Genomic DNA, 16,436 nt, shown 5'->3' on the forward strand with positions numbered 1-16,436 from the left:
TCGATATGACGCGCAAGACGATCGTCATCACCGGCGCCAGTGACGGCATCGGCGCCGCGGCCGCGCGGCAGCTCACCCGCGGCGGCGCACACGTTGTCGTAGTGGGCCGCTCGCAGAGCAAGACCACCGCAGTGGCACAGGAACTCGGCGCGGACTACTACGTGGCCGACTTCGCCGACCTGTCGCAGGTGCGGGCGCTGGCGGACAAGATCCGCTGCGAGTACTCACGAATCGACGTGCTGGCCAACAACGCGGGTGGCATGTGCCGGGAGCTCGAGATGACCGCCGACGGCCTGGAGAAGACGTATCAGGTCAACTACCTGGCACCGTTCCTGCTCACCACGCAGTTGATGGACATGCTCGTCGACTCCCGCGCGACCGTCGTCAACACCACCAGCTCGTCGCAACGGCTGCTACCCAAAGTCGCGATCTCCGACCTGGAGCGCACCGCCGAGCGCCGCCCCGGCATCGCCTACGCGCTTACCAAACTGGCAATCGTGTTGTTCACCAAGGAATTACACCGCCGCTACCATGACAGCGGCGTGTCGGCGGCCACCTTCCATCCCGGCTATGTCAACTCCAACTTCGGCGACGCCTCAGGCTCGCGGTTCCTGCTGTTCATGAAGAACTATGTTCCGGTGACGGCCCGATTCACCGCCACCGTGGACCAGGGGGCCGAACAGCTGGTCTGGCTGGCCTCAAGTACTCCCGGCGTCGACTGGCAGCCGGGCGAGTACTACTCCAAGCACAAGGTCGCCAAGGCCAACCGCGCGGCGTACGACCCCGTCCTGGCCGGCGAACTGTGGGATCGCACGCTGGCCACGCTGTCCCGGACTTAGGGTCGCTGTCCGGCTGTCGACGCGGGGGCGGTAATACTGGTTGCGCTACCGGAAGGGGAATTCGTGCTGGGTGTTCATCACGCCGCGATCTGTACCGCCGACGTGGGGCGCTCGCTGCGCTTCTGGCGGGACGGGCTGGGGCTGACCGAGTTGTTCGATCACACCTTCACCGGTGACTGGCCGGAGCTGTTCGGGGCTAAGACGGATCAGCTGAGGTCGATCTTCCTGGGGGACCCGCAGGCGCCCGACGGCGGCATCGTCGAGTTGGTGGAGTTGTCCGGTGCGGGCGAGGCGCCGAGTGAGTACTCCGGGCCCCGGCACGGCTTCTTTCTGCTGTCGTTGCAGCGTGAGGTGGACGCCACCCTGTCCACGCTGGCCGACCTGGGATTCACCGACGGCGTCCGCCAGATCACCATGCCTGCCCCGGCGGGCAAGACCGTTCCCATGGCGGTGATCACCGCGCCGGACGGAGTGCTGGTCGAGTTGATCGGACCCGCGGCATGAGCGCTTCGGTAGCCCTGGTGACCGGCGGCGGGTCCGGCATTGGGAAAGAAGCCGCCGCCATGTTGCGCGACGCCGGCCACGACGTCGTGGTGTGGGACGTCGCCGGAGGCGACATCGATTGCGACATCAGCGATCTCGACGCGGTACAAGCGGCGATGGAGCAAACCGTCCGGGAGCACGGGGTGCCTACCCGGGTGGTGGCCTCGGCCGGTATCGGCTCGTCGGGTCTGCTGCTGGCCATCGATCCGGCCGAGTGGCAGCGGGTGCTGGCGGTCAATCTCACCGGCACCTTTCACACCATTCGGGCGGCTGCCCAGGCGATGGTCGACGCCGAAGTCCAGGGCTCGATCGTGGTCGTCTCCAGCATCAGCGGCACCGTCGCGGACCGGGACATGGGGGCCTACTGCGTTTCGAAGGCCGGCCTGGACATGCTGGTGAAGGTCGCGGCGGTGGAGTGGGGTGTGCACGGCATCCGTGTCAACGCCGTCGGGCCCGGCGTCACCCGGACCCCGATGTTGCCCGACGCCGAGAAGTGGCCCGCCTGGGTGGAGGGCATGTCCAAGCGGACCGCCTTGCGCCGGCTGGGGGAGCCCAGCGACGTGGCGCAGGCGATCGTCGGTGTCCTCGAAATGTCCTGGGTCACAGGTCAAGTGCTGCACGCCGACGGCGGGCTGTCGCTGCACAGCCCGATCGATGCCTACGGTCAGGTGGAGAAGCTGATGCGGCTCAAGAAGCTACAGGAACTGCACAAGGCGAAGCAGCAGGCGAACGAAGCCTAGCCCGCGAGTGCGAACGTCACGACGCCTCAGCGGCGTGTCGCGTCGCGATTTTCACAGTCGGCGGCAACGGGGCTACGAGAGCCCGTAATCGATCACGCCCCTGACGATTTCACCGTTCAGCAGGTCGGCGTAGGCCTGGTTGATGTCGTCGAGACGGTAGCGCCTGGTGATCATCTCGTCGAGCTGCAGCTGACCGGTCTGGTAGAGCCGGGCCAGCCGGGAGATGTCGGCCTTTCCGTTGCACGAGCCGAAGATGGTGCCCGCCAACGTCTTGTTCATCAGGATGAAGTCCTGCAGGTTGATGTTGACCGAATGCGTCAGTTGCGAGGTCATGCCGGTGAGCACACACGTCCCGCCCTTGCGGGTCAGCGCCACCGCATCACGTACGTCGTCGGCAGTGATCAGGGACGGCGACACCACCACCGAGTCCGCCATCACCCCATAGGTGAGGCCGCGCACCAGGTCGGTGGCCTCGGCCACCGACGCGACGGAATGGGTGGCGCCGAACTGCAGGGCCGACTTCTGTTTGAACTCCACCGGATCGACGGCGATGATCTGTGCGGCGCCGTTGATGCGGGCGCCCTGGATCGCGCCGGTGCCGATGCCCCCGGCCCCGATGACGACGACGGTGTCGCCACCGCGCACCCCGGCGCGGTTGGCGGCTGAGCCATACCCCGTCGGGATCGCACAGGACAGCAGGGCACTGGGCACCAGGGGCAGGTCGCGCTCGATCTTGATCAACGAATTCACGGACACCACAGTGTGTTTGGCGAATGCGCCGACCTTGGCCAGGTGGCCCAGCGGCTTACCGTCGGCGGTGTGATGACGGAAGGTGCCGTCGGTCGGCATGCCCGGGATCATGGTGCCCATGCCCTGATCGCAGATGTACTCCATACCGCTGGCGCACCAACGGCACTGGCCGCACACGGCGACGAACGACATCACCACGTGGTCACCCACCGCGAAATCGGTGACGCCGGGGCCTACGTCGCGCACGACGCCCGAACCCTCATGGCCGCCGATCATCGGGAACATGGTCGGCAGTCCCATGGCCTTCATCACCTCGTTGGGCGCCGACATGTCGCCCTTGAGGATGTGATCGTCGGAGTGGCACAAGCCCGCCGCGGCCATTTCGACCAGGGCCTCGCCGGCCCGCGGCGCATCCAGTTCGAAATCCTCGACCGACCAGGGTCCGCCGATACCGTGCAGGATCGCCGCGCGGCTTTTCATGATGCGGGGCTGAAGGTGACGGGAAGTTTGTTGGGGGAGCGGAAGACGAGTCCGACGATCTTGGACTCGACGCCGGTGCCGTCGTCGGGGACGAACCGCAGATCTTGGACTCTGTCGAACAGGCTGTTGAGCATCACCCGCGTCTCCAGCCGGGCCAGGTGCATGCCCAGGCACATGTGAATGCCGCCGGCGAAGGCGATGTGGGCCTGCCGCGGGCGGCGGATGTCGAAGGAATTCGGCTCGCTCCAACGGGTTTCGTCGCGGTTGGCCGACCCCATGCACATGTCGATCTGTGCGCCGGCCGGAATCGTCTTGCCGCCCAGTTCGATTTCGCGGGTGGTGGTGCGCATGACCATGGTCAGCGGGGTTTCGTAGCGCAGGCCTTCCTCCATCGCCACCGGGATCAGCGACCGGTCCTGATAGACCATCTCCAACTGCTCGGGGTTGGTCAGCAGCGCGTGCAGCAGGTTCCCGGATGAGCGATAGGTGGTTTCCAGCCCTGCTGGCAACAGCAGCCGCAAGAACGCGATGATGGCTTCGTCGGTCAGCTTCTCGCCGTCGATCTCGGCGGCCACCAGGTCGCCGATGATGTCGTTGGTGAGCTTGCGGCGACGCTGCTCGACCTGGTTGAGGAAGTAACCGTGCAACTCGCCGGCCGCGGTCAGGCCGGCCATGATGTCGGTCGAAATCGAGATGAGATCCATCGACAGCCGACGGAACATGTCCAGGTCTTCGCGCGGCAGCCCGAGCAGTTCGGAGATGATCCGGGTGGGGAACTCGAAGGTCAATGCCTTGACGAGATCGGCGTGTCCGTCCTTCTTGATCTCGTCGATGAGCTGGTCGCACACCGGTCCGATGACCGACGGTTCCCAGCGTTGCAGCGCGGTGGCCCGGAAGGCCTTGGCCACCAGGCTGCGGTGGTCATGATGCTCTTTGCCGCCCATCGCCAGGATGGTGTGGCCCATCACCAACCCGATGGTCTCGTCGTACTTGGCGGAGGTGAACGTCGCGTCGTCGCGGAAGCCGTGGAACACGTCGTCGTAGCCGAAGAAGACCCATTCGTCGCTGGGCCGCAGTTCCTCCGGTACCTGCTCGGTGTCCATCAGCCCGCCGTGCCAGACCGGGTCGGTGCGGCGCATGTACTCGAAGAACGGGTACGGACTGTTCTCGCCGGTGAAATCGAGCGCGACGGGCGCACCCTCTTGGTCGGTGCTGACCGTCATCAGCGCTCCTCCCTGAGCAACCGAGTTTGCCCGTGCACGCGGGCCGGACAGTGGAATGTCGCTATCATAATATAAATAGCAACGAAGCTGAACGACGGGCCGGAAGGCGGTGAAACCGGGAATGCCGCAGCGTCGATTCGTCTGTGCCGTCGACGAGTTACCGCCGGGCGCGATGAAGCTGGTCGACATCGGGAAATTCGGGGTGGGCGTGTACAACGTCCGCGGTTCGCTGTACGCGATCGTGAACTACTGCTCGCACGAGGGTGCGCCGCTGTGCCTGGGCCTGCTGGGCGGCACCAACGAGCCCGCGCCCGATCAGCCCGACGGGGTGCGCCGGGTCCGTGACGGCCAGATCGTCCGATGTCCCTGGCACAATTGGGAATTCGACATCACCACCGGGCGCAACGTGGCTGACCCGTCCCGGCGCGTCCGTACCTACCAGGTTGACGTCACCGATGGGGAAGTGTTCGTGACCGCATGACCGGGCCGGTAATCGACGCCAACGTCCAGCCGCATTTCCGCTACAACGCCGAGATCCGGCGCTATCTCCCGCCCGCCCACAAGCTGCGGTCGATCCCCGACGTCGAACAGCAGTGGTACCAGGCGCCCGGCGGCGACTACCGCGCCGATCTGTACGGCGACGGGTATCCAGGGTCGGATCCGGAGACCATGAGCCGCCACCTGTTCGACGAAGGCGGGGCGAACTACGCCATCCTGAACCCGCTGACCCGGGGCAATATCGCCGACTACCTGCTGAACAGCCGTATCTGCGCCGCGGTCAACGACTGGCTGCTGGACCGCTGGCTCGAGCCGGACAACACCGACCGGTTCCGGGGGACCATCCGGGTCAACCCGGAAGATCCCAGAGGCGCGGTCGCCGAGATCGAGCGCCTGGCCGGCAATCCCAAGCTGGTGCAGGTCGGCGTACCGATGCAGTCCCGCGAGCCGTTCGGCAAGCCGATGTTCGAACCCATCTGGGAGGCCGCCGCCGCCCACGGACTGCCGGTGGCGGTGCACATCAATGGCGGCAACGGCGTCGACCATGCGCCCACGTTCGCCGGACACGCGCACACCTACCCGGGCTACGCGTCCTTCATGCCGCTGAACTACTTCGTGCACCTGGCCACGTTGATCGTCGAGGGGGTGTTCGGACGGCATCCGGGGCTGAAGTTCGTGTTCGCCGACGGCGGCTACGACATTTTGACGCCGCTGATGTGGCGGCTGGACACCTTCTGGCTGTCGATGCGAGACCAGACCCCGTGGGTGGACCGCTACCCGAGCGAATACCTGCCGGGACATGTGCGGTTCTGCTCCTCGGCGCTCGACGGGCCGACCGAGGCCGGGCAGGCGGCCCGATGGATGGACTTCTCCGGCAAGGCGGACCTGGTCATGTACGGGTCGAGTTATCCCCATTGGTCGACGTCTTCCGCCCACGACGTGACCGACGGGCTGACCAGCGAACAACGGGAAAAAGTTTTGTGGCGCAACGCCTCTGAGCTGTACGGGTTGCCGGTGAGTGAAGGAAGCACGTTATGACAATTGTCGAACGGTCCGAGTCGGACATCACGCAGGACGTCGCGGTCACCGTCGTCGACACCGACGTGCACCCGCTGCCCGTCTCCGCCGACGTGCTCAAGTCCTACGCCCCGGCCGAGTGGGTGGACAAGATCTGGCCGACCGGCAACGCAGTGACGCCGGTGCCGCATTTCTACGACACCCCGGACTCGTACAAGACGATGTCGATGCGACTGGACGCCGCTCCGCCGGGTGGCGGATTCGCCGGCAGCGACCCCGACTACGCCGCCAAGCAGTTGCTGGTCGACGCCGGTGTGAGCATCGCCTCGCTGGAGCCGATGTGCGATGCGCAGTTGCCCCAGGCCGAGCACGTGCTGAAGTCGACCTACAACGACTGGCTCGCCGACGTGTGGCTGGGCAAGCAGAACTGGCACGGCCGCTGGCGCGGATCGATCAGTGTCAGCGCGCAGACGCCCGAGCAGGCGGCACGGGAAGTCGAGCGGTGGGCGGGCCATCCCCACATGCATCAGGTGCTGATGACGCCGCAGACCCGTGGAATACCCTTCGGCAACCCGCATTTCGACCCGCTGTATGAGGCGGCGGCGCGCAACGGCCTGCCGGTGGCCACCCACCTGATGGGTCAGACGCCGTTCGAGCTGATCCCGCTGTACCCGGTCGGCAACCCCGCACACTGGCACGACTTCTTCGCCTCCTGGCCGCTGCTGTACGTCTCACATCTGATGAGCCTGGTCTTCGACGGCGCATTCGATCGTCATCCCGATCTGCGGGTGGTGTTCATCGAGGGCGGCTTCACCTGGGCCATGCCGGTGATGATCCGCATGGACCGGATCTGGGAGGCTCGCCGCGGCGACCTGCCGCACGTGCGGCGGCGGCCGTCGGAATACGTGCGCGAGCACGTGCGGTTCACCACCCAGCCGCTTGAGGACGCCGACACCGTGCAGTTCCGCGAGTATCTCGAAATGATGGACCTGGGCGACAACCTGATGTTCTCGACGGACTACCCGCACTGGAGCTACGACTCCCCGATGTATGCCATCAACCGCTTCCCGCGCGAGCAGCGGGAGCGGATCATGCGCGGTAACGCGACCGCTCTCTATGGTCTGCCCGCCACAGTCAAGGCCCTGCCCGGCGAGCGCGTCGACGGCGGTACGGTTCTCGATTAGCCGTACAAGTCCGTTTTCAGGTCGAGCCGGAAGATCAGAGGGCATGACACAAACGAATCTCACTCGGCCGCAGGGCCTGGGCCGTATCGATCCTGAGCTCAGAGACGCCGCCTCGGCGCTCGCCATGGTCGAGTTCAGTGCCGACACGCTGCCGGCCGAGCGGGAGCGTGCCGACCGGGAGGCCGCCGAACGGGCCGCCGCGGTCGACACCACCGGAGTCACCGTTGAGTCGCTTGCGATTCCCGGTCCGGACGGCGGCGAACTCAACCTACGGTTGTATCGCGGTGCCACCAAAACAGGCGTGCCGCTGGTGATCTACGCCCACGGCGGCGCCTTCGTCACCGGCAACCTGGACACCGACCATGCGCACTGCGTCGAGTTGGCCCGCGACGCCGGCTGCCTACTGGTGTCGGTCGATTACCGGCTCGCTCCCGAGAACCCGTGCCCGGCCGCGCTCGACGACGTCGAAGCGGCGCTGTGGTACGCCACCAAGCACGCATCCGAACTGGACATCGACGCCGCTCGCCTGGCCGTGATGGGCCGCGATGCAGGTGGTGCGCTGGTCGCCGGAGTGGCCCAGCGCGTGTTCGACGCGGAGGGCCCACGGATCGCGGTGCAGATCCTGCATCAGCCCATGCTCGACTCCGACGCGACTCCCTCGCGGCGCGAGTTTCAGCGCACACCGGGGCTCAACGGTCCGGCGGTCAGCCGGGCGTGGGGACACTACCTCGAGCACGCCACCGCCACCGGGCAGTTGGTGCCCGCGCACCGCGCGAACCTGGAGGGACTACCGCCCGCGTTCGTCAGCTGCTCAGACGTCGACCCGTGCCGCGACGAGGCCATCGACTACGCGAACCGGCTGCTGCACGCCTACGTGCCCGCCAGCCTGCACGTCATCGCCGCGACGTTCCACGGCTTCGACTCTGTGGTACCCGATTGGGTTGTCTCGCAGGAGAATCGGGCACTGCACGCCCAGACACTGCGGCGCGCGTTCGCTGTCTGACCTGAAGGCCGAGCGTGATTACCGGGCGGAATCCGGCGCGGTTTCCCACCCTGAGCTCACACTCGGCGACATCGGTCGGCCTAAACCGGCGTGAACTTGGTGATCAGCCACTTGCCGTCGACAAGGGCGAGGTTCACCAGCGCGCTGCTGGCCGCCATCGACGGCTCGGGGTTGTCCTTGCTGGTGGTGCTCTGGTCCACGAACACCAGCACGACCGCTGAGTCGGGGTGCAGTTCCTGCACCGCGGCGCGCATGACGTGGGCCGAGGTCTTCAGCGACTTCTGCTTGGCCGCGGGCGCGACGATCTGCTGGGTGAACTGGTCGTAGTAGGACAGGAAGTCACCGGTCAGGTGCGAGCGGGCGGCGGCGAAGTCCTTGTCGAGGCTGTCGGGAGAGTAGGACAGCAACGCGACCGTGCCGTCGGAGGCTGCGCTGACCGCCGCGCGCGCCACGCCGGGACTGGTCCGCTGGTCCGGCTTGTGATAGTGGGCGTACAGCCAGGCCGTCACCCCACCGGAGAGCAGGACCAGCACGATCAGGATCACCGGGACGGGCTTGACGGTGATCTTCCGGCTCCAGATGTCGCGTCGCCAGTTCTGCTTGGGCTCGGCGGGCGGGGCTTCCTCGACGGCCGGAGCCTCGGTTTCGCCGTCGACGTCTGCTTCGGCTTCGTCGTCGACGTCCCCATAGGCCTCGTCGGCCGGGTAGGCGTCGTCGGCGTAGTTGTCGGGATGGTCGTCGGCGTAGTTGTCGAGCTCGGCGTCGTGCTCTTCGCCGACGGTGTCGATCACCGCGGTTTCGGCGTCTTTGTTCGCGTCCCGGTCGCGTTCGTCGTCGCTCACGGCACGAACTCAACTTTCGACATTTTGTACTGTCCGTCCTCTTCGGTAACGGTCACCCGCAGGCGCCAGGCGCGTGGCTCGTCCTTGGCGCCGGCGGAATTGGTCACGCGGGAGGTCGCCGACACCAGAACCTGGGCGGTGCGGCCGTCCATGGATTCGATCGCGGCCGCGTTCACCGTCCCCTCGGTGACCACCTTGGACTGTTCGACCACCTTGGTGAAGTCGGCGGCGCGTTGCTGGAAATCATCACGGAACTCGCCGGTGGAGCTGTCGATCACCCGCTGGACGTCTTCCTTGGCTTTCTTGAAGTCCAGCGAAGTCATGTTGACGACGCCCTTCTTGGCGCCGGCGATGAAAGCCGCTGCCTTCTGCTCGCGTTCGGTGGCTTCGTGGTGCTGCCACATGAAGTACGTGCTGAGGCCGCTGAAGCCCAGGATGAGCAGTACCGCGACCACTTTGGCGATCGTTGACACACGCGGGAATCGCACGGCACTGCGCATGCGTTCCCGACGCGACGGCTTGGCCGCTACCTCGGGTTCGGCCTCGCTGTAGTTCTCCGCCTCTTCGTACTCGCCGGACTCTTCGTATTCGTCGGAGTCTTCGTACTCGTCGGACTCGTCGTACTCGTCGTCGTAGTCCTCGTACGCGTAGTCCTCGTCGTCTTCGTCCTCATCGTCGGCCGCGGCGAGCGCTTCACGGCGGAGCCGGGCGGCGCGGGCCTTGGCGCGTGCCGCGGCAGCCAGCGCCTCTGCCTCTGCGGCCTCCGCCTCAGCCTCCGCGGCCAGGGCCAGCACGTCGGCCTTCGACGGCACCGCGTCGTCGTCTGTGTCAGCCATTACGGCCACCGCTCGTCATTATCGACTGAACTCCGGTATCTCTTACGGTATCGCCCATTGGTAACATCGGAGTCGCCAGCGAACTCCGACGAGGACCGATCAGGCGGATGATCAATCACCCAATCATTTCCCCCAGCTTCCCTCGCGACCGCGAAGGAATGCCGAGGAAAGTCCGGTCGGCATCATGACCGCTGTCGACTCTCCCGAAAAGATACTCTTTACCACCACCAGCCAAGCCTTTCTGTCCAAAGAAGCGTCGCTGCGTCATGTCCGGGAACTGCACGCCGCGGGCTCATCGTGGGACCCGGCGTGGTGGCGGCGAGCCGCCGAACTCGGCTGGACCGGCCTGCTGGTTCCCGAGGAACTGGGCGGCGGCAGCGTATCGGGTGACGGCGTCGCGGATCTGGCCGTCGTCGCCGAGCTGTTGGGCAAAACGGTGGCGCCTGGGCCGCTGTATCCCGTCAGCACGGTGCTTGCCGCGCTGGTGGACTGCGCCGACCGGGACACGCACGCGGCACTGATCGATTCGCTGATCTCCGGGGAGACGGTGGCGTCGTGGGCCGTGTCGGAGCCGCGGCGGGGATGGGCCCCTCAGGAGCCGGCGGTCACCGCGACCGCCGTCGACTCCGGGTACCGCCTTGACGGAACGAAGGACCGGGTCGAGGCCGGCGCGCAGAGCGCGGTGCTGTTGGTGGTGGCACGGAGCGCCGAGGGTGTGCGTCAGTTCCTGGTCCCGACGGATGCGCCGGGGGTGCGGATCACCCCGGTGCAGTCGGTCGACCTGGTCAAGCAGTATGCGCGGGTGGAATTCGACGGCGCGGTGGCATCCGGGGTGGTCGGCGACGTCTCCGAGACCCCCGCCCTGATAGACCGGCAGAGTCAGATCGCGCAGGTGCTGCAGTGCGCCGAGTCGGTCGGCATCCTGCAGACCGTCTTCGACTTCACCGTGCAGTGGGCGCTGGACCGGCACAGCTTCGGCCGCCCCCTGGCGTCGTACCAGGCGCTCAAGCACGGGTTCGCCGACATGAAATTGTGGCTGGAGGCGTGCCGCGCGACGACGGTCGCGGCGGTCGCCGACGTGGCGGCGCGCGCGCCCGACGCCGGCGTTTCGGCCAGCGTCGCCAAGTCCTATATCGGTGAAGTGGGCGGTGAGATCGTGCAGCGGTGCGTGCAGATGCATGGCGGTATCGGCGTCACGTGGGAGCACGACCTGCACCTCTATCTCAGGCGAATCACGTTGTATCGCTCGATGTTCGGCACGCCCGAAGAGCACAACGTCCGGGTGTATCGGGCTGGTGTGAAATGAGTCCGACGGAGACCGTCGCCGAATTCGCCGCCCGCGCCAGAGGCTGGCTGGCCGAGCACATGCCGCGCATCGATCCCGATTCGCCGCCGGCCGTGCCGCGCGATGCCGAGCAGTCGTGGCAACGGGCCCGCGAGCTGCAAAAGCGGCTCTACGCAGGCGGATTCGCGGGCATCTGTTTTCCGCGTGAGTATGGCGGCCTCGGGCTGGACTACGAATACCAGCGGGCGTTCGACGTCGAATCCCTCAACTACGAGATGCCGCTGATCCTCAACGTGCCGACCTTCACCATCTGCTGTGCCACCCTGCTCGACACCGGCAGTGAGGAGCAGAAGAAGCAGCACATCGGCGCCGCACTGCGCGGCGAGGAGGTCCTGGTGCAGCTGCTCTCCGAACCCAGTGGCGGCTCGGATCTGGCCGGTGTCATCACGCGTGCCGAACGTCAGGGAGATCGCTGGGTCATCAACGGCGCCAAGACCTGGAGCACCAGCGCGTTCGCGGCCGATTACGGGCTGTGCCTGGCCCGCACCAACTGGGACGTACCCAAGCACGACGGGCTGACCATGTTCCTGGTGCCGATCAATCACCCCGGCATCACGCTGCGGCGCATCACCCAGGTCAGCGGCGGCGCCGAGTTCTGCGAGGAGTTCCGACGGAGTCGACGTCGGCGACGACGCGGTGGTCGGTGAGGTGAACGGCGGCTGGGCGGTGGCGTCACGGCAGCTCTATCACGAACGGCGCGCCGTCGGGCAGGGCTCGGAGTTCGCCAGCGGCTCGGGCAGCGAGGGCGGACACACCACGCCGGTGGACTATGCCGATCTGCTGGCGCGCATGGGGCAGGCCGACAGCGAGCGTGCGCAGGAGATGGCCGGCCGGGCGCTGGTGCATCGCGCCGTCGCCGAGCAACTGATCAGTCACGTCTACCGCAGTGTCAGAGACGGCGCGCTCCCGCCGGCCGGCGGGACGCTGATCAGGCTTTTCCACGCCGAGACGGTGTTGCTGGAAATGGACACCGCCCTGGCGCTCGCGGGTGCGGCCGGCGTGGTGGGCGAGGTCGGAGAAGGGTTGCAATCCGGGCTTCGTTACCTGTCTCGCCAGTCGGTCGCCATCGGCGGCGGCACCACCGAGATGGCCCGCAACGTCATCGGCGAGCGGGTGCTGAATTTTCCGCGGGAATATGCCGCCGATCGCGGCGTGCCGTTCAATCAGGTGCGGCACGGCAAGACGCGGTAGGCGCCCGTCAGTCCTCGACGAGGATGTCTTCGGAGTCTCCGGTGCTGACGGGGATCTGAACCAGCGACAGAACGTGGTGGGCGGGGCTGCCCGGCGGTGCCACCAGTACGCAGTCGCCGCCCTGCTTACGGGCGCGTTCGCGCGCCGCGGCCAGCGCGCTGACGCCGGCTGAGCCGAGGTGGGTGACCGCGCTCAGGTCTATCGTCAAAGACGCTATGCCCGAGCGACTTTCAACCGCAATTTGCCGATCCAGGGTGGACGCGGTGTTCGAGTCGACCTCGCCGCGTACCACGATCCGGCCGCCGTCGGTGACCAGCGACACGAACTCGCTGTCGAGTTCGCGGGGGTGCCCGACCCGGTTGGGCACCGGGTCGCTGACGAAGTTGACCGGGCGGCTGAGCCGGTGAACGATCGTGGCGGTGGTGCCGTCGAGGCTGTGCCTGACGTGAGATTCGGTCACCAGTGCCTCGGCCATCGCCAGGCCGCGTCCGCGGCCCTTTTCGCCCTCACGGTGGTCCTTCCACTCGCCGCGGTCGATCACCGATGCCCGCAACCTGCCGTCGCCACCCAATGACGCTTCAACGATGAGCCCTCCGGAAACCTCAGTGCCGTAACCATGTTCGACCGCGTTCTCGACGAATTCGGAGATCGCATGCACCACGTCGGAGATGTCGGCGGAGTCGGCGCCGTTCTCGGACAACCATTCCCGCAACTTGGCGCGGATGCCCCGGGCGGCATGAATGTTGGCATCCGCCATGATGTGCAACGGTGGTGCCGGTGTCCGCCGCTGCACCGCAAGGAGGGTGACGTCATCGGTGTAACCCGTTGAACGCAAGAGCAATTCGAGCGTTTCCGAGCACAGCCGGTCGATCGGCCGGGCGGGCGAGTCGAGCACGAAGCCGCGGGTGCCGGCGGCGATGCTGCCCGCCAGGTCGGCGAACTCCGCGGTGCTGGCAACCAGCGGACGTCCCGGGCGTTCGATCAGGCCGTCGCTGTACAGCAGCACGGAGTCGCCGATGTCGAGGGTCTCGGTGCGGACCGGAAAACCCGTGCCACTGCCCAATGGTCCGCCACCCGACGGTTGCACGTACCGGGCGCTGGCATCGGCCGCGACGATCAGCGGGGGCGGGTGCCCGGCGGTGCAGTACTGAAACTCGCCCGTCGCCAGGTTCAGTGAGCCGACGCAGACCGTGGCCGACTTGGATCCGGGCACGTGCTCGTGGAAGTCGTCGAGCGCCTCGAGCGCCTCGGCGATCGGGCGTCGGGCGGTGAGCTGCATGCGCAAAGCGGTGCGCAACTGTGACATCACCGCGGCCGCTTCGACGCCGTGCCCGACCACGTCGCCGACGACCACCACCAGGCGGTCGCCGAGCGCCAGGGCATCGAACCAGTCCCCACCGGCCGCGGTGTCTTCGGCAGCGACGAGGTATTCGGCCGCGATGTCGGCTCCCGGCACCACCGGGACCGAGGGGGCCAGCAGCGTCTGCTGCATCAGGATCGCCGAGTCGCGGACGTTGCGGTACCGCTTGGACAGCTCTTCCACCCGGGCTTCCGCGGCCAACCGTGCCTGTACGCGGGCGGTGACGTCGTCGAAGACCAGCTGCACACCTTCGATGGATCCGTCCGCGGCGCGCCGGGGCGTGACCAGGAAGTCGAAGTAACGCTCTTCGAGCCCGGAACCCTGCAGGTCCACCTGCAGACGCCATTCCGAACCCGACTGCGACTCGCCGGTCTGATAGACCCGGTCGAACATCTCGTAGATCTGTTGGCCTTCGAGTTCGGGATAGATCTCTTTGGCCGTCTTGCCCACGGTGTTCAGCGATGGATTGAAGGCGCGGAAGGCCGCATTGACCGCGATGAAGCGGTGATCCGGCCCATGCAGGCCGACCACCATGGCCGGGATGTTCTCGAAGATGCGACGCACGTCTTCAGCCGCGCCCACCGTGTCATCCCAGTCCTTTTCGGCCGACATATGGCCGTACCTCCCGCGGACCGATGTAGCAAACTAGTCGGGTGCGCTGACGACAGCGCCAAGCAACACCAACAAGACTAGCAATGTGCGGGACATGCACCACGCACCAAAATTATTGAGCGGCGCGCGGGCCGCTCAAGCTACGCCGCGGCGAGCGCCGATTCCGTCGTGGGGTGAACCGGCAACATGTGACCGAACCCGCACGCATCCACGATGCGGGCGATGCCGGGGTCACTGCTGACCAGTCGCAGGGTGATCCCGCGGCGTCGGCACCGCTCCGCTTCGTCGGCCAGCACGGCGAAGGCGCAGCAGCCCATGAAGTCGAGTCCGGTGACGTCCACGATCAGCGGGCCGGGCCGGGCCGCGACCGCCGAAGCCTCGACAAGCAGGCCCCGCCAGGTGTGCTCGTTTGACGCGTCGACTTCGCCGCCGGCGCGGATGACCACCGCCGAGCCGCTGCGCACCGTGGTGGCCCGCAGCGTGCCGTTCGGTTCACCCAGCTCCAGGGACAACCGGTCGCTCAAAGGCACCGGGATGGAGAAAGAGTCGGATGGACCCAGGTTCATCGTGCACCCCCAATGAGGGCCGCGCGGAAAAATCCCCCCGATGGAATGTCCACTGCGCGTGCCCGGAAGACAAAGTGATGCCTTGTGTATAGCAGAAACTGTTGCCGGATTAAGCCGAATGGAAAGATCGGTAGGAGCCCGATACGTCCGGCTCCCACCGATCGATTTCGTGGTCAGGCGGAGACCGGTTTGGCGGCCGGCGCGGAGACCTTCATCAGCTTCATCAGGTTGCCGCCCATGATTTTCGCGATGTCGGCCTCGTCGAAGTCGGTGAGTTCGTCGACGAAGGAGATGGGGTCCTTCAAGCCTTCGGGGTGCGGCCAGTCCGAGCCGAACAACACCCGGTCGGTTCCGACCATCTTTACGATCTCGGTGAACCTGTCCTCCCAGAACGGGGTGATGTAGACGCAGCGCTTGAACGCTTCGACGGGGTCCTCGCTGAACGCCTGCGGCATCTTCTTGTAGACGCCCTTGAGGCCTTTGAAGAGGTCCGGCACCCAGTCGGCGCCGTTCTCGATCGAGAGGATCCGCAGTTCCGGGTTGCGGGACAGCGCGCCGTGGCACACCAGTGCACCCATCGCGTCCAGGATCGGCCGATGCCCCATCGCGAAGCTGCGGAACGGGGTTGGCTTGAACGGCAGGAACTCATCGCCGGGTTCCCACACGTTGGCGAACTCCGAGTAACCGCTGTCCGAGGCGTGCATCGACACCGGCAGCTCGGCTTTGACGCAGGCCTGCCAGAACGGGTCGAACTCCTCGAGCCCGAACGAGCGGCTGCCCTTGTAGCCGGGGACCGGCGCCGGGCGGACCAGCACGGTGCGGGCACCCCGCTCCAGGCACCATTCGAGCTCTTCGAGCGCCCGCTCGACGATCGGCAGGGTGATCACCGGGGTGGCGAAGATGCGGTCCTGGTAGTTGAACGACCACTGCTCGTACATCCACTGGTTGAGCGCGTGGATGACGTCGTGGGTCATCTCCGGGTCGTCCTTCATCCGCTCCTCGACCAGGCTGGCCAGGGTGGGGAACATCAGGGCGTAGTCGATGCCGAGCTCGTCCATCACCTCGAGACGCGCTCCCGGCTCGCGGAAGGCGGGAATGGCCTTCATCGGCTCGCCCAGGATCTCGCGGTAGCTCTTGCCCTGTGCGCCGTTGCGGAAGTAGTCCTCCTGGGCGCCGGGGCGTGCCACCACCTCGAACGTCGGATTGGGGATGTACTCGCTGATGTGGCCGCGCACCACGATCTTGGTGCGGCCGCGAACCTGTACGTAGTCGATGACCCGCTTGCGGTTTTCCGGCAGGAACTTGGTCAGTGCCTCCTGCGGCTCGTACATGTGGTTGTCGGCGTCGAAGACGGGGAAGGGAAGTTCGCGGGACGGCATGGCGATCTCCTGTAGAAGTCTTGATCTC

Annotated in this window: 15 protein-coding genes and 1 pseudogene; 9 read left to right on the forward strand and 7 right to left on the reverse strand. The window is 66.5% G+C overall.

Going from position 1 to position 16,436, the window contains the following annotated elements; genetic code table 11:
* Positions 1 to 5 precede the first annotated feature (5 nt).
* The 3 genes from ACNQS7_RS28765 (at position 6) to ACNQS7_RS28775 (ending at position 2,122) form a co-directional block, all read left to right on the forward strand.
* On the forward strand, positions 6 to 839 hold the full coding sequence (locus ACNQS7_RS28765) for an SDR family NAD(P)-dependent oxidoreductase (RefSeq protein WP_418015211.1): 834 nt from the start codon (positions 6 to 8) through the stop codon (positions 837 to 839).
* A 63-nt stretch (positions 840 to 902) separates the two neighbouring features.
* Complete coding sequence (locus ACNQS7_RS28770; RefSeq protein WP_418015212.1) at positions 903 to 1,343, forward strand: VOC family protein; 441 nt, start codon at positions 903 to 905, stop codon at positions 1,341 to 1,343.
* Complete coding sequence (locus ACNQS7_RS28775; RefSeq protein ID WP_418015213.1) at positions 1,340 to 2,122, forward strand: SDR family NAD(P)-dependent oxidoreductase; 783 nt, start codon at positions 1,340 to 1,342, stop codon at positions 2,120 to 2,122. The genes ACNQS7_RS28770 and ACNQS7_RS28775 overlap by 4 nt, the downstream gene beginning before the upstream one ends.
* A gap of 72 nt (positions 2,123 to 2,194) precedes the next feature.
* On the opposite strand, the gene ACNQS7_RS28780 is transcribed toward ACNQS7_RS28775, so the two are convergent.
* Both ACNQS7_RS28780 and ACNQS7_RS28785 read right to left on the reverse strand, forming a co-directional pair.
* A complete protein-coding gene (locus ACNQS7_RS28780; protein ID WP_418015214.1) occupies positions 2,195 to 3,352 on the reverse strand; it encodes a Zn-dependent alcohol dehydrogenase in 1,158 nt (385 codons plus the stop codon).
* The gene (locus tag ACNQS7_RS28785) at positions 3,349 to 4,575 is read right to left on the reverse strand and encodes a cytochrome P450 (protein ID WP_418015215.1); all 1,227 of its coding nucleotides are present in this window, start codon (positions 4,573 to 4,575) and stop codon (positions 3,349 to 3,351) included. Before ACNQS7_RS28785 ends, ACNQS7_RS28780 begins: the two co-directional genes overlap by 4 nt.
* Positions 4,576 to 4,696: 121 nt before the next feature.
* Here ACNQS7_RS28785 and ACNQS7_RS28790 point away from each other — a divergent pair, with 121 nt between their 5' ends.
* Genes ACNQS7_RS28790 through ACNQS7_RS28805 form a run of 4 tightly spaced genes read left to right on the forward strand, consistent with a single transcriptional unit; the run spans position 4,697 to position 8,277 of the window.
* On the forward strand, positions 4,697 to 5,056 hold the full coding sequence (locus ACNQS7_RS28790) for a Rieske (2Fe-2S) protein (RefSeq protein WP_055577739.1): 360 nt from the start codon (positions 4,697 to 4,699) through the stop codon (positions 5,054 to 5,056).
* Positions 5,053 to 6,111 (forward strand): amidohydrolase family protein, encoded by a 1,059-nt coding sequence (locus ACNQS7_RS28795; RefSeq protein ID WP_418015216.1) that lies wholly within the window; start codon positions 5,053 to 5,055, stop codon positions 6,109 to 6,111. The genes ACNQS7_RS28790 and ACNQS7_RS28795 overlap by 4 nt, the downstream gene beginning before the upstream one ends.
* Positions 6,108 to 7,274: an amidohydrolase family protein gene (locus ACNQS7_RS28800; RefSeq protein ID WP_418015217.1), complete on the forward strand. Its 1,167-nt coding sequence runs from the start codon at positions 6,108 to 6,110 to the stop codon at positions 7,272 to 7,274. Before ACNQS7_RS28795 ends, ACNQS7_RS28800 begins: the two co-directional genes overlap by 4 nt.
* 43 nt (positions 7,275 to 7,317) lie before the next feature.
* On the forward strand, positions 7,318 to 8,277 hold the full coding sequence (locus ACNQS7_RS28805; protein ID WP_418015218.1) for an alpha/beta hydrolase: 960 nt from the start codon (positions 7,318 to 7,320) through the stop codon (positions 8,275 to 8,277).
* 80 nt (positions 8,278 to 8,357) lie between these two features.
* Here ACNQS7_RS28805 and ACNQS7_RS28810 read toward each other — a convergent pair whose 3' ends face one another.
* Positions 8,358 to 9,065, reverse strand: a complete 708-nt coding sequence (locus ACNQS7_RS28810; RefSeq protein WP_418016194.1) for a hypothetical protein — start codon at positions 9,063 to 9,065, stop codon at positions 8,358 to 8,360.
* 50 nt (positions 9,066 to 9,115) lie between these two features.
* Entirely contained in the window at positions 9,116 to 9,955 is an 840-nt protein-coding gene (locus tag ACNQS7_RS28815; RefSeq protein WP_418015219.1) for a hypothetical protein, read from the reverse strand.
* A 184-nt stretch (positions 9,956 to 10,139) separates the two neighbouring features.
* Between ACNQS7_RS28815 and ACNQS7_RS28820 the strand changes: the two genes are divergently transcribed.
* Both ACNQS7_RS28820 and ACNQS7_RS28825 read left to right on the forward strand, forming a co-directional pair.
* On the forward strand, positions 10,140 to 11,261 hold the full coding sequence (locus ACNQS7_RS28820) for an acyl-CoA dehydrogenase family protein (RefSeq protein ID WP_418015220.1): 1,122 nt from the start codon (positions 10,140 to 10,142) through the stop codon (positions 11,259 to 11,261).
* Positions 11,258 to 12,491 (forward strand): annotated as a pseudogene (locus tag ACNQS7_RS28825) (acyl-CoA dehydrogenase family protein). The gene ACNQS7_RS28820 and the pseudogene ACNQS7_RS28825 overlap by 4 nt, the downstream one beginning before the upstream one ends.
* Before the next feature lie 7 nt (positions 12,492 to 12,498).
* Here ACNQS7_RS28825 and ACNQS7_RS28830 read toward each other — a convergent pair.
* The 3 genes from ACNQS7_RS28830 to ACNQS7_RS28840 form a co-directional block, all read right to left on the reverse strand.
* Entirely contained in the window at positions 12,499 to 14,463 is a 1,965-nt protein-coding gene (locus tag ACNQS7_RS28830; RefSeq protein WP_418015221.1) for a SpoIIE family protein phosphatase, read from the reverse strand.
* Between the two features lie 140 nt (positions 14,464 to 14,603).
* A complete protein-coding gene (locus tag ACNQS7_RS28835; protein ID WP_418015222.1) occupies positions 14,604 to 15,029 on the reverse strand; it encodes an anti-sigma factor antagonist in 426 nt (141 codons plus the stop codon).
* Between the two features lie 173 nt (positions 15,030 to 15,202).
* A complete protein-coding gene (locus tag ACNQS7_RS28840) occupies positions 15,203 to 16,408 on the reverse strand; it encodes an amidohydrolase family protein (protein WP_055577748.1) in 1,206 nt (401 codons plus the stop codon).
* Between the last annotated feature and the right edge of the window lie 28 nt (positions 16,409 to 16,436).

This window comes from Mycobacterium sp. 23, assembly GCF_048287075.1.
Taxonomy (GTDB): Bacteria; Actinomycetota; Actinomycetes; order Mycobacteriales; family Mycobacteriaceae; genus Mycobacterium; species Mycobacterium gordonae_B.